This is a genomic window from Photorhabdus akhurstii (genome assembly GCF_018448925.1).
GTDB classification, from domain to species: Bacteria; Pseudomonadota; Gammaproteobacteria; order Enterobacterales; family Enterobacteriaceae; genus Photorhabdus; species Photorhabdus akhurstii.
Genome location: NZ_RCWE01000006.1, coordinates 103,101 through 118,945, shown reverse-complemented (window position 1 = coordinate 118,945; position 15,845 = coordinate 103,101). Strand labels below are relative to the sequence as shown.

The following is a 15,845-nucleotide window of genomic DNA, read 5'->3' as shown; positions in this document are numbered from 1 at the left end:
CACATTGCTTCAAAGAAAGTATGAAAATGCGTATGGCTTCTAGAATCTGAACAGAATTAGAAAGGTAAATTAGGATTTTTAGGCAAGATCGTGCTTCTATTAATATGAAAGTAGCACGGATTTTTTGCAGCTTCTGCATATGGTCGCGGCAGCTTTTTCGTTTATCTTTATACTGGGAATGCAATGAGTAAATTACACGCTCAATTTGACCGTATTCTGATAATAAAGTTACGACATCATGGTGATGTATTATTAATTACACCAGTTATTAATACCCTTAAGGATAATTATCCTGAGGTGGAAATTGATGTTTTACTCTACAAAGAAACCGAACCAATATTGGCTGATTTTTCTTCTGTGGATAATCTATTTTCTATAGATAGACAATGGAAAAAACAAGGAACCAAAGCACATCTTGGTCATGAATGGAGATTGCTTAGACGATTAAGATATCGTCAATACGACTTGGTTATTAATCTAGCTGATCAATGGTATAGTGCATTTGTGGCACGATTTACTGGCGCAAAAGTGCGTATTGGGTTCGATTTAGTAAAACGACGCAGCCTGTTTTGGAAAAAATGTTTCACAAATCTTGTTCCGACAGAGCATAGCCAGTTTTTGCATATTGTTGAGCAGAATTTGTCAGCTCTTTCGTTGTTAAATCTTCCATTGATCAACACTAAAGTGACGATGAGTTACTGTAAGGAGGATAAAGAGATTGTTTTGGCGCTTCTTGGTAAGCATGGTGTGAATCAAAAATATATTGTTGTGCAACCAACATCCCGCTGGCTTTTTAAATGTTGGGATGAAAAAAAGATGAGTGAAACGATTAGTGCATTGCAGTCTGATGGTTGGGTAATTGTTGTTACCTCCGGGCCAGATCGTAAGGAGGAGGAGATGGTGGAGAAGATTTTAGCAAACTGTCCAAAAGAAAGAGTAGTTTCTTTTGCTGGCCAGTTAACTTTACCGCAACTTGCAGTGCTGATTGAGGGGGCTAATTTATTCATAGGGATGGATTCCGTTGCTATGCATATGGCTGCTGCGTTGAAAACACCGGCTATCGCTTTATTTGGGCCATCAAAGTTAGTATTCTGGCGTCCGTGGGAAGCGAAAGGTGAAGTTATTTGGGCTGGTGATTATGGTGATTTACCTGATCCTGATGATGTTGATACTAAAACGGATATACGTTATCTGAATGTCATTCCCAGTGATATGGTTATTGCTGCCGCCCGGAGAAATTTATTATGAAATTAGTACGTCTTGCGATTGTTCGGCAGAAATATCGTCCGGATGGTGGTGCAGAACGTTTTGTCTCCCGCGCCTTAGAAGCTTTGGGAAATGAAAATCTGGAGCTTAACGTTATTACACGTTCCTGGCAGGGAGATGTTAATCCTGATTGGCATGTGCATTTAGCAAATCCTCATAAATGGGGACGCATCAGCCGTGAGAGAGGATTTGCTAAAGCAGCCAAAGTAATATGGGAAAAAGAGCAGTTTGATCTTGTTCAAAGTCATGAACGTATTGCTGGTTGCGATATTTATCGTGCGGGTGATGGCGTTCATCAGCGCTGGCTACAGCAGCGTGCGCGTGTTTTATCTCCTTGGCGAAGCAAATTGCTTTTTACGAGTCGTTACCATCGTTATGTAATGGACGCTGAACAAAAGATGTATTCGGCGCCAGAGTTAAAAATGGTTATTTGTAACTCGGAAATGGTAAAAAGGGAGGTCATGACAGATTTTGGGCTTTCTGAGGGAAAAATATCGGTTATTTATAATTCGATAGACAATAAACAATTTTTTCCGGCAACTGAATCTCAGAGAATACAATTAAGGAAAGAATATAACCTTCCCGTACAGGCTAAATGTTTAGTTTATGTTGGTTCGGGGTTTGAGCGAAAAGGATTAAAAGCAGCGATTCAGGCAGTGAGTGCGACTGATGCCTATTTGATAGTTGTAGGGCAAGATAAAGAAGAAAAGAAATACAAGCAGTTAGCTAACTCGCTGGGATGCAATGGGCGAATTAGATTTATGGGTGTTCAAAAAAAGACGTTGCCCTTTTATCAGCTTGCAGATGGTTTATTGCTACCGACCTTATATGATCCGTTTCCAAATGTGATACTGGAGGCAATGGCTTGCGGGCTTCCGGTAATAACCAGTACGACATGTGGCGGCGCTGAATTTATTAACTCTGGGAGTAACGGGTTTGTATGTGATGCCTTGGCTATTTCAGATATTACGGAAGCGATTCAGAATACGCCTTCAAATCATTTGAATAATAAAATGTCAGAATTAGCGAGAACGGGAATACTCTGTTATACACCGGAACATTTATCACAACAGCTCATTGGATTATACGAAAGGGTGCTTTCATCATGAAAGGACATATATTATTTATCATTGATGGATTACCTGGTGGCGGTGCAGAAAATGTCACTATCCGGCTTTGTGATGGTCTGCAACAGAGGGGATATGACGTTACGCTGCTCTCTTTGGCGGAGAAGTGTGAATATTCGGTACCTGATGGTATTGAACTGATCATTGATGCTGATAGGTACAAAGGGCCTTTTAGAAGACAGACTGAGATTTGCCGTAGGGCTAAATCTATGGATAAGGTTTTAGAAAAAGTTTTTCTTCGCAAGGGCATCCCTGCATTGATTGTCTCAAACTTGCATAAAACTGATCGTATTGTCGTGCAATCAAAAGTGTTAGCGGGGTTAAATGTATGGTTTTGTATTCATGGGGTATTTTCAAATTCATATCTTGGTAATAAAACGGGATTATCTCGTTGGATCAAGAAACAAAAAATCAAGTGGACATATAATAACCGGAATTTAATTTGTGTATCTGATGCTGTAGGGAGAGATTTAAAAAATAATTTGTCACTTACGCCTAATGAAATGGTGACAATTTATAATCCTTTTAATATCCCAGATATTAAACAAAAATCACTGCAAAATAACCCTTATGCGGATGAAAACTATTTATTGCATGTTGGTAGATTTCACCGGGTTAAGCGGCATGATCGTTTATTAGAAGCGTTTGCGCAAGCAGATATTCCGTGTAAATTATTGATTGTTGGTCACGGAGATGAGGCTATTACTCAACAGATAAAGCAGAAGATTGTGGATTTAAACTTACAGTCTAAAGTGATTTTAACGGGATTCCTCGAAAATCCATTACCTGTTATCCGTGGAGCTAAAGCAGTTGTCTTGAGTTCTGATAGCGAGGGATTAGGTAACGTATTGATTGAATCATTGATTTGTGATACGCCAATTGTTAGCACGATGTGTCCTGGTGGAATCAATGAAATTATGGTTGGTGAGTTGGAAAAATATAAATCAGAGCTGACAGTTGATTCGCTTGCAGAGAAAATGAAGTTTGTCTGCTATGAGCCGCCTGTAATTACAGAGGATATGTATAAGAAGTTTGATTTAGATATTATTTTGGCAAAATATTTAACTTTGCTAAAGAAATAAACATTGTTGTATCAGATTTTTAAGCTTGGTTGTTGAGATAAGATAATGAATAAAAAAAAGTTCCAGAAATTAAGAGAACTGAATAGAAAAAGAAATTACTTTTTGAAATCTCTAAAATTTAATTTTTTAAAATTATTTGTCGATAAAATCAGAAGAGATAACTTTATATCATCAGACATCAAAAAAGTTTTATTTTTGCGAGATGATGATAAGATTGGTGATATGATTGTATCCACGCCTGTTTTTAGAGAATTGGATAAAAAAGGGATAAAGCTCCATGTATTATCAGGGAAAGCGAACTACTGTGTGATTGAGAGTAATCCATATATTGGCAGAGTATATTTTTATCCCCAAAAAACTTTTGCTATTATAAAATTAGCATTTTCCTTAAGAAAGGAAAACTTTGATCTGATCATTGATATGGGTGAACAGATACCCATTATCTATCTTTTATTCATAAGAATAATTAATGCTAAATATGTTATTGGATTTAATAAAGAAAATATTAACACTTATAGTAAGAGCATTAAATATTTGGAATATAACTCTCATATTACAGAAAGATATAAACTTCTTTTGCACGCTATGGATATTAATCAATATAATATGAGATATGATATTCATATTCCAGAGGATACAATTGAAAAAGTAAATAACTTTTTATTAGGGTTATTAGATGGTATTACCGTAGTTATTAATCCGTTTGCCGCGGAAAGGAGAAGAGATATATCTAGAGAGCAATTAGTTGGTATTGTTGATTATTTCAAAGGTCTAGATAGTAAAGTTAATATTATTCTTATTGGTAAATTTGATAAGTTAAAATCGCTTTCTTATTTGAATGGATGTATCTGTAACCCTTTTGGTGATTTTTTAAGTGCTGTGGAAATAATAAAGAGTGCTGATTTAATAATCTCTCCGGATACATCAATAGTCCATGTGGCAGCTGCTTATGAAAAAAATACAATTGCATTGTATGGTAATGATCTTCATGGTAAATTTGTAAATAATGATGTTTGGGGGCCTGGAAATAAAAATGCAGTCCAACTCATTAGTAAAAATGGGAAAATAAGTGATATCCCATTGTCTGATATCTACATAGCGATAACGGATAAGATACTATCAATCCATTAGATATTATAATATTGCATACATATTGGATTTCCATTTATTGGGATTATTTAATAAAGATATAGTAATAAAAGCACTGATGACTTTATCAGCGCTTTTATAGAGACAAGATATCTATAATTTTATTTTATAGTATCGGTACTTTGCATAATATTTTAGAAAATGGATAATCATTTTATTTTTGGCGTAAAATTTATAAGCTGCTCTTAATTGTACTATATTTTTAGTTTCTAAAATATAAGGTGAGTTTTTCCAGGGAGAATAGGCTGTGGCTTTTATGTAGAGTTTTGAACACGGTAATTCTGAATACCATGGGAACCAGGGCTTCTTATCACCAGCAAAATGTAAGAATACAATTTTATCTGTATTTAATATGTTTGAATTTACTTCTTGCGAGTTTACTAAACAATTGTATTTGTCATCTAAACATTCTATCTCGTTGGACAAGCAACCATTTATAGCATCTTGATCGGGGAAATCAAATTCTCTAGTATCATTTAAAACAAAATTAATGATTTTTTTAGTTAATTGCTTTTCTATCCAGGGTTTATTATTAAAAACAAGAACTCCTGAATTGAAATAACTCTTATCTTTTAGACCTAAAAATTCAATTCTTGATTTTGCCGAAGAATAGCAATCTCTGACAGCTTTTAATGTACTGTTGCTTGATTTTATGAATAGGTCTTCTATATTATTTATACATATGACATCACTGTCAACGTATAGAGAGTAGTCATTATTAGAAAAGTAAGGACATAATATTCTGAAAAAGGCAGCGATTGAGTATTTACTATCGAATTCCTTATTGTTAAGTATAGTATCCTTTAATTCATGAATGATTATTTTTATTTTTTTATCTTTAACCCATTCTTCAATGGAGTATTGGTAATTTAATAAATCATCAGAAGAAATAAAGTGATATACAAAACTAATGTTTCTGTTATTCTCAATTATTGAGGCAGTAGTCGTTATTGCATGCCTTAAATAATCATTGGTTACGCCAAAGAAGACATCAAAATGTTCCACAGAGGGATCAAATTTATCGCCTGGGAAAGCAAAATTTGTTACTTTACAGTCACCGAAACCGAAATTAATAATATTCTCTGATATTTCCATATGTTGCTTAATAGTAAGTGTATTATGAGCTGAAATAACATCTATATTGTTGATTTAACAATGCGAAGCATGAAATTTAATTAAGATATAGAGCTACTATACGTATGATAAGATAATTGCACTATTTTATAGATCTGCGTACTATAAAGCCATCATTTTATTCTATTGTGGGCATATTCTGATGACTCGACCTGCATTTATTATCACTATTGATACTGAGGGCGATGACCTGTGGCAAAATCACGGTCAGATCTCGACAAAAAATACCCATTATTTACCAAGATTTCAGCATTTATGTGAGCATTTTGGTTTTAAGCCAGTTTGGTTGACGAACTATGAAATGGCAATGGATGATTTATACATTGAATTTGCCAAAGATATTATTGCCAGAGGGCAGGGGGAGATTGGTATGCATTTACATGCCTGGAATAACCCACCACTTGTTCCTCTTACAGACGATGACATGCGTTATAAACCTTATCTGATTGAATTTCCAAAAGAACAAGTTAGAGCCAAAGTTGATCTCATGACTAAGTTATTGGAAGACAAACTACAGGTTAAAATGTTAAGCCATCGGGCAGGTCGTTGGGCATTTAATGAATATTATGCTGAATTGCTGGTGGAATATGGTTATCAAGTCGATTGTTCAGTAACGCCACGGGTTAATTGGCGTTTCACCAAAGGCGATCCTAATGGCAACGGTGGAACTGATTATCGTTACTTTCCATCTTATGCCTATTTTATGGACTTGCAGAATATTGCTAAAGAGGGGGATTCTTCTTTGCTGGAAGTCCCTATGAGTATTCAATATAAACATCCTCCGTTGATGAATTTCCTTAAACAAAAATATGACAGCTTACGTGGGAAACAGCGTTCTCCCTCTGTTAACTGGCTAAGGCCAAAGGGGGGAAATTTGGAACAAATGAAAAAAGTGGTTCAACAGACATTAGCAGAAGGCTGTGATTATGTTGAATTTATGCTGCATTCATCTGAATTTATGCCTGGAGGTAGCCCGACATTTAAAAATGAAGAACAGATTGAATTACTTTATCAGGATCTAGAGGCACTATTTAACTACTTACAGCCACAGGTTAAAGGAATGACATTGGCTGAATATTATCAATTTAAAAAGTCATCGTGATTAATAAAATAGCATTAACATAAAGATATTAATAGAGATTCACTTAATTTTGGGCAGATAATACTGCCTAAATTAGGTTAAGTGTTAAATATATTATTTTGTTTAAATTAGTGTTCATTTTGTTAATAAGATTAAGTTGAAAGAAATTTTTTTATAGTATAATTTACGATAAAAATAGTTAAATGATATATTTGCTATCATTATATTAATGGAAGAATATGGCTTGAAATTATTTTAATTTATTATAAATCGCTTATTTTAGCGTTTGAATAGGAAAATAGATAATATGGGATAGGGTTTATAGCAAATTATCTGTTTTCAGTTAACAAATAAAAAATCAGGCGTTTACCAGAAACGCCTCAGATTTAATCATTAATCAGCCAATATTTTTTTGAAGATGAGCTAATACTTTCGATGGCATAATACTTTTGATATTCCCATCCTCCGCTTTTAACGATATTTGTTCTTTGCCATAGCCACCAATTAGTCCTGGATCTGTCGGACCAAACAACGTGATATTAGGGCGATCCAATGCAGCAGTGAGGTGGCTCAGGCCAGTATCAACAGAAACAACCGCTTTTGCACCGGCCAACTCTTGGGCTACTTGTGCTAAAGTCAGCTTTGGTAGTACTTCCACGTGAGGGAAGTTTTCTGCCAGTCTCAGCGCACGTTGGTATTCATGTTCTGCGCCCCAAGGGAGCTTAATGCGTACACCTGTCGGCTGAATTTCAGTAATAAGTTGTCGCCAATGGCTTTCCGGCCAATGTTTTTCATCGCGAGTTGTAGCATGAAGAAAAACCAGATAATTGCTCTGGTTTTCTGGGGGCTGATTCAGAAAATGACGGGCAATCCCATAATCGCCCTGTGCTGCCGGTTTGGTATAACCCAGGCTGACAGCAAACAGTTCCCGGATACGTTCTACGGCGTGCTGTTGCTTGCTGACTGCATGACAACAATCATAAAAAAAACTTGCTAATGGCTCACGGATACTTCTGCGGTCGTAACCATGTTTAGGGCCATAAGCTAATCGAGTGACTAAAAATGCGCTTTTCAATAACCCTTGGGCATCGATGATGGCATCATATTGATGTAATTTTAATTTTTCTCTGAATAAACGGCGTTCTGTACGAATTTCTGGACTAAACCAGTTTTTACGCCAGCGGCGAATAGCAACAGGAATAATGTGATCAACAGTGCTGTGCCAGCCAGGGATTTGGGCAAAACCTTCCTCTACTACCCAATCAAAACGGACGTCAGGTAAGCTTTTTTCTGCATCCGTCAGTGCAGGGAGCGAGTGGAGGACGTCGCCCATAGAAGAAGTTTTAACCAGTAAAACCCGCATTAACTCTGGTTCTCCGCTTGTAATAATTTTTCCAGGGAAGCTATCACCTGCTCTGGTTGGATATCAATCAGACTCTGATGATAGCCATGTGCGCTGTCGCCTTTTCTGACTTTGTGATAACCAGTAATAAGACGGATAATTTCCGCTTTATCGGATAATGGTGGAGTAAAATCTGGGCTACTTGGGCCGTAAAGTGCAACCAGAGGGCGATTAAGCGCTGCGGCGACATGCATTAAACCAGAATCGTTGGTCACAATAGCATCACAGGCGGCGATAATATTGACTGCCTGTTCAAGAGAGGTTTGTCCAGCAAGATTAATACAGTGTTCACGAGCTTCTTCCGTCAGTGACTTGCGGATATCCTCTCCACCTTCGTGATCTTTGGCTGAGCCAAATAGCAGAATTTGATAGCCCTTTTGAGTAATAAGCTGTTGAGCTAACGCGGCATAGTGATAATGCGGCCAGCGTTTCGCCGGGCCAAATTCTGCGCCGGGGCAGAAACCGATGATGGGCCGATGATCAGAAATATTGAATGCCGCGGTGGATTCAGCAATATCTTCATCACTGACATCTAGTTGAGGCCAAAGTAATGGTTGAGGCAGGTCTGCCGCACTACTGAGTTTTGCATCGTAAGCCAATGCGGCATAGCGTTGAACCATTAATGGGAAGGCTTCTTTATTCAATGTGCGAATATCATTGAGTAATCCATATCTCATTTCACCGCGCCACCCAGTGCGCAGAGGAATATTGGCGAAAAAAGGCACCAAGGCAGATTTGAAAGAATTTGGTAGCACATAAGCGCGATTATATTTACGTTCACGCAGGGCGACCCCTAAACGACGGCGTTCGCCTAGTGCTAATGCGCCATGACCTAACGGCATAGCCAATGCTTGATTGACCTCCGGCATTTTGTCCAGCAGTGGGCGGCACCAGGCTGGGGCCATCACATCAATTTCTGCATTAGGATGCAAAGCCTTTAATGTCCGGTAAAGGCTCTGCGACATCATCATGTCACCCACCCACGAAGGGCCGATCACCAATATTTTCATAGCGAGTAGATTATTTATCCTGATTAAGCCAATGCATATATTCCGTTACTCCTTCGGCAACGGTTTTGAATGGCTTATCATAACCCGCCGCCCGAAGTTTAGTCAGATCTGCTTGCGTGAAACGCTGATAACGGCCTTTCAAATGTTCAGGGAAATCAATACGCTCAACAGGCAGTGATTTATCTTTATGGAATTCAACAACCGCATCTGCAACCGCCTGGAAAGACTCAGCACGACCCGTTCCACAGTTATAAATCCCGGAAACGCCGTTTTTCCAGAACCAAAGATTAACCGCCGCGGCATCACCGACATAGATAAAATCACGTTGAAAGCCTTCACTGCCAGCGAAGAGTTTTGGGTTTTGTCCCTGATTGATTTGATTATTCAAATGAAAGGCGACACTCGCCATACTCCCTTTGTGCCCTTCACGTGGTCCATATACATTGAAATAACGGAAACCACAAATTTGTGAATCAGCTTGAGGCAAGATCTCCCGGACGTATTGGTCGAATAGAAACTTAGAGTAACCATAAACGTTGAGTGGTTTCTCATACTGACGCTCTTCGATAAAATTATCAGTGCGGCCGCCATAGGTTGCTGCTGAGGAGGCGTACAGGAAAGGAGTGCCGCGTTCAAGGCAATAGTGCAGCAATTCTTTGGAATATTGATAGTTATTATCCATCATATATTTGCCATCCCACTCGGTTGTGGATGAGCAAGCGCCTTCATGGAAAATAGCGTCAATATCACCGAAATCATCACCGGCCAGAATACTGGCAATAAACTCTTCCTTGTCCATGTAATCAGCAATATCCAAGTCAACCAGATTGGTGAACTTAGTACCATCTTTTAGATTATCTACGATCAGAATATCTTTATATCCTTCGTCATTTAGTGCTTTGACAATATTGCTGCCAATAAATCCAGCACCGCCAGTGACAATAATCATCCGACTCACCTCTACAATCGGGTTAATGAAGCAAATTGCGTCTATAATAACATCTAACATCCATGACGACAGCAGCTTAAGCAGGGGAATATACTGAAATATCATGGTAATTCAGGTCGCATGACGTGACGGATACAGCAAAGTTAATATTATCTGCCTGATAGTGTCGTCAGTAGCCTGATCAATGAGTAAAATATCTAACGACCCTTCATTTATAAATCAGGAGAAAATAAATGTCAGCATCATTTTATCAGCAAATTAATGAACAATTAGAACAAGCCCATTCGGAAGGGTTGTTCAAAAATGAACGTATCATCACTTCTGCACAAAATGCTGACATTGCTGTAGCCGATGGCAGCCACGTTATTAACTTCTGTGCAAATAACTATTTAGGTTTGGCTAATCACCCTGAGCTGATTGCCGCTGCTAAAGCTGGGATGGATAGCCACGGTTTTGGTATGGCCTCTGTTCGTTTTATTTGTGGAACTCAGGATACTCATAAAGAGCTGGAGAAAAAGCTGGCAGAATTTTTGGGTATGGAAGATGCCATTCTTTATTCTTCTTGTTTTGATGCTAATGGTGGTTTATTTGAAACGTTGTTTGGGCCGGAAGATGCCATTATCTCTGATGCGTTGAACCACGCTTCTATTATTGATGGTGTCCGTTTATGTAAAGCGAAGCGTTATCGCTATGCTAATAATGATATGCAGGAACTGAGAGCACAGTTAAAACAAGCCAAAGCAGATAATGCACGTCATATTGTGATTGCAACCGATGGTGTGTTCTCGATGGATGGTGTGATTGCTGATTTGAAATCTATCTGTGATCTGGCTGATGAATTTGATGCCCTGGTCATGGTGGATGACTCCCATGCTGTGGGTTTTGTTGGTGCTCATGGCCGTGGTACCCATGAATATTGTGACGTTATGGATCGTATTGACATCATTACCGGCACTTTAGGTAAAGCATTAGGTGGTGCTTCCGGTGGCTATACCGCGGCACGTAAAGAAGTTGTTGAGTGGCTGCGCCAACGTTCACGCCCATATCTGTTCTCTAACTCACTGGCTCCGGCGATTGTAGCGGCATCCATTAAGGTGCTGGATATGCTGAAAGAGGGGGATGCATTGCGTGATCGTCTGTGGAAGAACGCTAATCTGTTCCGTGAAAAAATGACCGCAGCAGGTTTCACGTTAGCAGGGGCTGACCACGCTATTATTCCTGTCATGTTAGGCGATGCAAAATTGGCACAGGAGTTTGCCGCAGAATTATTGAAAGAAGGCATTTATGTTACCGGTTTCTTCTATCCGGTAGTCCCTAAAAATCAGGCCCGTATCCGCACGCAAATGTCAGCCGCGCATACGGAAGAGCAAATTGAACGTGCAGTTGCGGCGTTCACGCGAATTGGTAAGCAATTGAGCGTAATTGCATAAGGCATCTCTATGAAAGCATTGTCAAAGTTAAAACCAGAAGAAGGCATCTGGATGACCGATGTGCCCGAGCCGGAGTTGGGGCACAATGATGTGATGATAAAAATCCGTAAAACAGCGATTTGTGGTACGGATGTGCACATCTATAACTGGGATGATTGGTCACAAAAAACAATTCCTGTACCAATGGTTGTTGGTCATGAATATGTTGGTGAAGTTGTCGCTATTGGTCAGGAAGTAAAGGGTTTTAAGATTGGTGACCGGGTGTCTGGCGAAGGACATATCACTTGTGGTTACTGTCGTAACTGTCGTGGTGGCCGTACTCACTTATGCCGTAATACCATTGGCGTAGGGGTAAACCGCCCTGGTTGTTTTGCTCAATACTTGGTTATTCCTGCATTTAATGCGTTCAAAATTCCAGATAACATCTCTGATGAGCTGGCTTCTATTTTTGACCCATTTGGCAATGCTGTTCATACCGCGCTTTCGTTTGATCTGGTTGGCGAAGATGTGCTGGTTTCTGGTGCAGGCCCAATTGGTATTATGGCTGCGGCAGTGTGTAAACATGTTGGCGCGCGTCATGTTGTTATCACAGACGTTAACGAGTATCGCCTTGAGCTGGCACGTAAAATGGGTGTCACCCGTGCGGTGAACGTCAGTCAGGAAAATCTGACCGATGTCATGGCGGAATTGGGCATGACGGAAGGTTTTGATGTTGGTTTGGAAATGTCCGGCGCTCCGGCAGCATTTCGTACCTTATTAAATACCATGAATCACGGCGGCCGTGTTGCACTGTTGGGCATTCCGCCATCAGATATGGCAATTGATTGGAATCAGGTAATTTTCAAGGGCTTGTTTATCAAAGGTATTTATGGCCGTGAAATGTTTGAGACCTGGTATAAAATGGCTACATTGATTCAGTCTGGTTTGGATCTGACGCCCATTATCACTCACCGGTTCTCTATTGATGATTTCCAGAAAGGCTTTGACATCATGCGTTCAGGGCAGTCTGGTAAAGTTATTCTGAATTGGGATTAACCGATCGAATCAGTTATCACTAAAATTAATAGGCGCTTTTAGTTCTTGAGCGCCTATTTGAAGTATTAGAAGATAATTGGCTATTTCTTAAAATGAATTTCTATTCTGTTTTATCCTGAGACTTATCTCCGGTCAGTTTCTGGATATATCGGCTCACCGTGTTCACAATAGGATTATCAACCAGAGTATCGCCAATAACTGCCAGATAATCTTGGCTGGTAACCGTGACGGGTGCCTCTTTTATTTCACACAGCTTGCCCCATTTACGTTGGTTATCACCAACAGGTTTACCACTTAACAACCTACTTGGGCTGACTAACTCAATATCGGCTGGCAGCGTTGGCAGCATCTGTTGTAATGCGCGAATGGTTGTTGAATGAGGATGACCGATAGCAATAGCGGAACCATTTTTACGAGCAATGGAAATCGCCCGATTTAGCTGATGGCGAGTTTCCGCTTCTGATTGCACATCATCAAGGAAAACATTACGGCGGATAACGCGAACAGGCGTGCCTTGCGCTGCCTTTGTTGCCTGAGAATTGCCAATCGTCACGCTGTCGAGAAAATAGAGATTATAACGAGACAATGAGCGCATCACTTTCTGCATGCCCGGCAAGCTCGAAGTCATAGCGCTACCCATATGGTTATTGATTCCTACAGCATAAGGGACTTTTTGTATTGCACGCTGGATGATGCGGTCAATTTCTTCACTGCTCATGGTTGGCTGGAGAGTATCCGGTTCTAGCAGTTGTTTACTTAAAGGCGCCATTGGCAGATGGATTAAGATCTCCCGCCCTTGTTTATAGGCTTTTTCAGCCATTTCCCTGCCATGCGGTGAATCCGGCAGAATGGCGATAGAAACCGCAACAGGCATCTGCAATATTTTGTTTTCGTTATGAGGACGGTAACCAAAATCATCAATAACAATTGCCAGACGGGCTGCACTGGCTTGTAGGCTCAAGAGAAGCAGAGCGGTAATACCAATTTTTGTGAACCTGTGTTGTCTCAACTGATTCATCTCCCAAGCCACGGTTGTGGGTTTACCGCTCTTCCTTGGCGGCGGATTTCAAAATAGAGTGCGGATTGTTGCTGACCGCCACTGTTACCGACCAACGCAATAGGTTGTCCGGCCCGAACTTGCTGGCCGACCTTGACCAGAGCGCTCTGATTATAGCCATAGAGACTCATATCACCTTTACCGTGCTCTATCACGACAACCAGCCCATAGCCTTGTAACCAGTCAGCCAGCAGTACCCGGCCATCGGATATTGCTTTAACTTCAGTACCTTCTTGCGCAGAAATCACCATGCCTTTCCAGCGCAATTCACCTTGTAAGGCTTCGCCAAACTCATGTATCACTTTACCGTGGACAGGCCAGATTGCCTGACCCGCCGGACGGCCAAGGCCACCTGTACGCGCCATCAATGCGCGTTCATCTTCAGTGGGTTTATAGCTGGAACCTTTTTGCTGCGCTTGCTTCTGTTTCGCTGCAATCTGAGCACGAACACGGGCAGCTTCTCTGGCTTCTCGTTCAGCACGTGCTTTCGCTTCCCGTTCTGCTTTAGCAATTTTATCTCGCAGACGGGTTTCATTTTGTTTTAGTTCAGCGAGATTTTTTTGGTCTTGCTTTAAGGAAGATTCCAGCTCAGTTAGGGTTTTCTGCCGAGCATTACGGGCTACTTCCATTTGCTGCTTTTGCTGTTGTTGTTCAGTTAGAACTTGTTTTTGCTCTTCCTGTTTCTGTTGCTCAAGTTTTTTTTGTTCAGTTAAATCAACGGTGGTTTGTTCAAGTTTAACAATGGTGTCCTGACGGGCTTGATTAAGGTAGCTATAGTAAGCGAGTATGCGCTCACCTCTCTTTCCCTCTTCTCCGCTGAACATGAGTTCAAGCCCTTGATGTTGCCCTTGACGAAATGCAGCATCCAATTGGCGCGCCAGCATATCTCGTTGCGCGTTTTGTTGTTTTTCCAGTTTTTTGATGTTGGAGACGAGAGCAGCAATCTCTTTATTCAGCTTACTGAGTTGAGTTTGAGTGTTGTGTAGGGATTGACCAATTGTGGAAATGGTATTTTCCTGATCTTTTAATTGATTTAGCAAAGAACTACGTTTTTGCTGCTGTTGTTGTACACTTTTCTCTTTCTCCGCGATGTCTTGTTGGAGATCTTTGAGCTGATTTTTATTGGCGATAATTTGATTTGCAAAGGTATTGAAGCTGAAAATAACAAATAGGAAAGCATAGAACAACGAGGCACAGATATTATTCCGCCGTGAGTTCTGATTGCGCCGATAATTACGGCTATGTATTTCCTTGTTGTCAGCCATTTCTGTAAATATACCTTGCTACTGTATGCGCTAGATTATTTCATGATGAACAAAGAGTTACCAGATGCTACGCTGATTTTTTACACTTTCAGATAATGCTGTCTTAACATCGAAATCGAATAGTAATAAACATACTAGCCTATTTATTGCTGAAATTCCTGTATGCATCCAGTGTGACAGGGCAGATGCAGGTAAGGTACTTAAAATGCTTCATTTTCAGGATATTTTTATTTTTTCTCGAAACTCTCCGCAAAATTTGCATTGAGCTTATGCTATTTGGCTGTAATTGACGCAACACAAAGGTATACTCTGGAACCTTAGAAATTTGTTATTAACCAACGGGAGTTTTTGTCCCCATGCTGCAAGAAATCATGCAATTTATTAACCAGCATATGACCTTAAGCCTCATCTGGATTGCGCTGCTGGTTGCCGTTATTGTGACTACATCGAGAGGTTTCTTCTCTAAAACCAAAGAGATAACTCGTGCTCAAGCTATTAATCTGATCAACAAAGAAGAAGCCATCGTCGTGGATTTACGTTCCCGTGAAGATTTCCGCAAAGGGCATATTATTGGTTCAGTAAACCTGACTCCCTCTGAAATTAAAGACAACAATTTTGCTGAGTTGGAAAAACATAAAAAGCAGCCTGTAATTGTTGTTTCTGCGAATGGTATTGAATCTCGTACTCCGGCAGAGAATCTTATTCGGGCCGGTTTTGAGCGCGTATGTTCCTTGAAAGAGGGTTTGGCGGGTTGGACAGGCGAAAACTTGCCATTGGCGCGTGGTAAAAAGTAATCATTTTGGGCGTGAATGGAGACATTCACATAAAAAATTTAATAAGGACATCTAAAGGTAACAA

Annotated in this window: 14 protein-coding genes; 8 read left to right on the top strand and 6 right to left on the bottom strand. The window is 40.0% G+C overall.

The window, feature by feature from the left end; all coding sequences use genetic code 11:
- The first annotated feature begins 183 nt into the window (after positions 1–183).
- Genes rfaQ through EAE93_RS09800 form a run of 4 tightly spaced genes read left to right on the top strand, consistent with a single transcriptional unit; the run spans position 184 to position 4,606 of the window.
- Positions 184–1,248, top strand: a complete 1,065-nt coding sequence (gene rfaQ, locus EAE93_RS09815) for a putative lipopolysaccharide heptosyltransferase III (protein WP_036778524.1) — start codon at positions 184–186, stop codon at positions 1,246–1,248.
- On the top strand, positions 1,245–2,375 hold the full coding sequence (locus tag EAE93_RS09810; protein WP_214039586.1) for a glycosyltransferase family 4 protein: 1,131 nt from the start codon (positions 1,245–1,247) through the stop codon (positions 2,373–2,375). The genes rfaQ and EAE93_RS09810 overlap by 4 nt, the downstream gene beginning before the upstream one ends.
- Positions 2,372–3,475: a glycosyltransferase gene (locus EAE93_RS09805; protein ID WP_214039585.1), complete on the top strand. Its 1,104-nt coding sequence runs from the start codon at positions 2,372–2,374 to the stop codon at positions 3,473–3,475. The genes EAE93_RS09810 and EAE93_RS09805 overlap by 4 nt, the downstream gene beginning before the upstream one ends.
- 45 nt (positions 3,476–3,520) lie before the next feature.
- Positions 3,521–4,606 (top strand): glycosyltransferase family 9 protein, encoded by a 1,086-nt coding sequence (locus EAE93_RS09800; protein WP_214039584.1) that lies wholly within the window; start codon positions 3,521–3,523, stop codon positions 4,604–4,606.
- 111 nt (positions 4,607–4,717) lie between these two features.
- On the opposite strand, the gene EAE93_RS09795 is transcribed toward EAE93_RS09800, so the two are convergent.
- Positions 4,718–5,719: a glycosyltransferase family 8 protein gene (locus EAE93_RS09795; protein WP_214039583.1), complete on the bottom strand. Its 1,002-nt coding sequence runs from the start codon at positions 5,717–5,719 to the stop codon at positions 4,718–4,720.
- A gap of 181 nt (positions 5,720–5,900) precedes the next feature.
- On the opposite strand from EAE93_RS09795, the gene EAE93_RS09790 reads away from it, so the two are divergent.
- Entirely contained in the window at positions 5,901–6,860 is a 960-nt protein-coding gene (locus tag EAE93_RS09790) for a polysaccharide deacetylase family protein (RefSeq protein ID WP_214039582.1), read from the top strand.
- A gap of 376 nt (positions 6,861–7,236) precedes the next feature.
- On the opposite strand, the gene rfaC is transcribed toward EAE93_RS09790, so the two are convergent.
- The 3 genes from rfaC to rfaD are packed head-to-tail and all read right to left on the bottom strand — an operon-like array spanning position 7,237 to position 10,200.
- Positions 7,237–8,202 carry a lipopolysaccharide heptosyltransferase RfaC gene (gene rfaC, locus EAE93_RS09785; protein ID WP_110085732.1) on the bottom strand — a complete coding sequence of 322 codons (966 nt, stop codon included), beginning with the start codon at positions 8,200–8,202 and terminating at the stop codon, positions 7,237–7,239.
- A complete protein-coding gene (rfaF, locus tag EAE93_RS09780) occupies positions 8,202–9,251 on the bottom strand; it encodes an ADP-heptose--LPS heptosyltransferase RfaF (RefSeq protein ID WP_040149776.1) in 1,050 nt (349 codons plus the stop codon). Before rfaF ends, rfaC begins: the two co-directional genes overlap by 1 nt.
- A 10-nt stretch (positions 9,252–9,261) precedes the next feature.
- The gene (gene rfaD, locus EAE93_RS09775; protein ID WP_040149775.1) at positions 9,262–10,200 is read right to left on the bottom strand and encodes an ADP-glyceromanno-heptose 6-epimerase; all 939 of its coding nucleotides are present in this window, start codon (positions 10,198–10,200) and stop codon (positions 9,262–9,264) included.
- A 233-nt stretch (positions 10,201–10,433) separates the two neighbouring features.
- On the opposite strand from rfaD, the gene kbl reads away from it, so the two are divergent.
- On the top strand, positions 10,434–11,630 hold the full coding sequence (gene kbl, locus EAE93_RS09770) for a glycine C-acetyltransferase (protein WP_214039581.1): 1,197 nt from the start codon (positions 10,434–10,436) through the stop codon (positions 11,628–11,630).
- Positions 11,631–11,639: 9 nt separating this feature from the next.
- Positions 11,640–12,665: an L-threonine 3-dehydrogenase gene (gene tdh, locus EAE93_RS09765; RefSeq protein WP_040149772.1), complete on the top strand. Its 1,026-nt coding sequence runs from the start codon at positions 11,640–11,642 to the stop codon at positions 12,663–12,665.
- A 100-nt stretch (positions 12,666–12,765) separates the two neighbouring features.
- On the opposite strand, the gene EAE93_RS09760 is transcribed toward tdh, so the two are convergent.
- Positions 12,766–13,674, bottom strand: a complete 909-nt coding sequence (locus EAE93_RS09760) for a divergent polysaccharide deacetylase family protein (RefSeq protein ID WP_250150968.1) — start codon at positions 13,672–13,674, stop codon at positions 12,766–12,768.
- 5 nt (positions 13,675–13,679) lie between these two features.
- Positions 13,680–14,987 (bottom strand): murein hydrolase activator EnvC, encoded by a 1,308-nt coding sequence (gene envC, locus EAE93_RS09755; RefSeq protein WP_214039580.1) that lies wholly within the window; start codon positions 14,985–14,987, stop codon positions 13,680–13,682.
- Positions 14,988–15,343: 356 nt separating this feature from the next.
- Between envC and EAE93_RS09750 the strand changes: the two genes are divergently transcribed.
- Entirely contained in the window at positions 15,344–15,781 is a 438-nt protein-coding gene (locus tag EAE93_RS09750) for a rhodanese-like domain-containing protein (RefSeq protein ID WP_036811242.1), read from the top strand.
- Positions 15,782–15,845: the final 64 nt, after the last annotated feature.

Excerpts from the sequence above, each read along its gene's own strand:
- rfaQ (WP_036778524.1), top strand. The coding sequence starts at position 184 with ATGAGTAAATTACACGCTCAATTTGACCGTATTCTGATAATAAAGTTA.
- EAE93_RS09810 (WP_214039586.1), top strand. The coding sequence starts at position 1,245 with ATGAAATTAGTACGTCTTGCGATTGTTCGGCAGAAATATCGTCCGGAT.
- EAE93_RS09805 (WP_214039585.1), top strand. The coding sequence starts at position 2,372 with ATGAAAGGACATATATTATTTATCATTGATGGATTACCTGGTGGCGGT.
- EAE93_RS09800 (WP_214039584.1), top strand. The coding sequence starts at position 3,521 with ATGAATAAAAAAAAGTTCCAGAAATTAAGAGAACTGAATAGAAAAAGA.
- EAE93_RS09795 (WP_214039583.1), bottom strand. The coding sequence starts at position 5,719 with ATGGAAATATCAGAGAATATTATTAATTTCGGTTTCGGTGACTGTAAA.
- EAE93_RS09790 (WP_214039582.1), top strand. The coding sequence starts at position 5,901 with ATGACTCGACCTGCATTTATTATCACTATTGATACTGAGGGCGATGAC.
- rfaC (WP_110085732.1), bottom strand. The coding sequence starts at position 8,202 with ATGCGGGTTTTACTGGTTAAAACTTCTTCTATGGGCGACGTCCTCCAC.
- rfaF (WP_040149776.1), bottom strand. The coding sequence starts at position 9,251 with ATGAAAATATTGGTGATCGGCCCTTCGTGGGTGGGTGACATGATGATG.
- rfaD (WP_040149775.1), bottom strand. The coding sequence starts at position 10,200 with ATGATTATTGTCACTGGCGGTGCTGGATTTATTGGCAGCAATATTGTC.
- kbl (WP_214039581.1), top strand. The coding sequence starts at position 10,434 with ATGTCAGCATCATTTTATCAGCAAATTAATGAACAATTAGAACAAGCC.
- tdh (WP_040149772.1), top strand. The coding sequence starts at position 11,640 with ATGAAAGCATTGTCAAAGTTAAAACCAGAAGAAGGCATCTGGATGACC.
- envC (WP_214039580.1), bottom strand. The coding sequence starts at position 14,987 with ATGGCTGACAACAAGGAAATACATAGCCGTAATTATCGGCGCAATCAG.
- EAE93_RS09750 (WP_036811242.1), top strand. The coding sequence starts at position 15,344 with ATGCTGCAAGAAATCATGCAATTTATTAACCAGCATATGACCTTAAGC.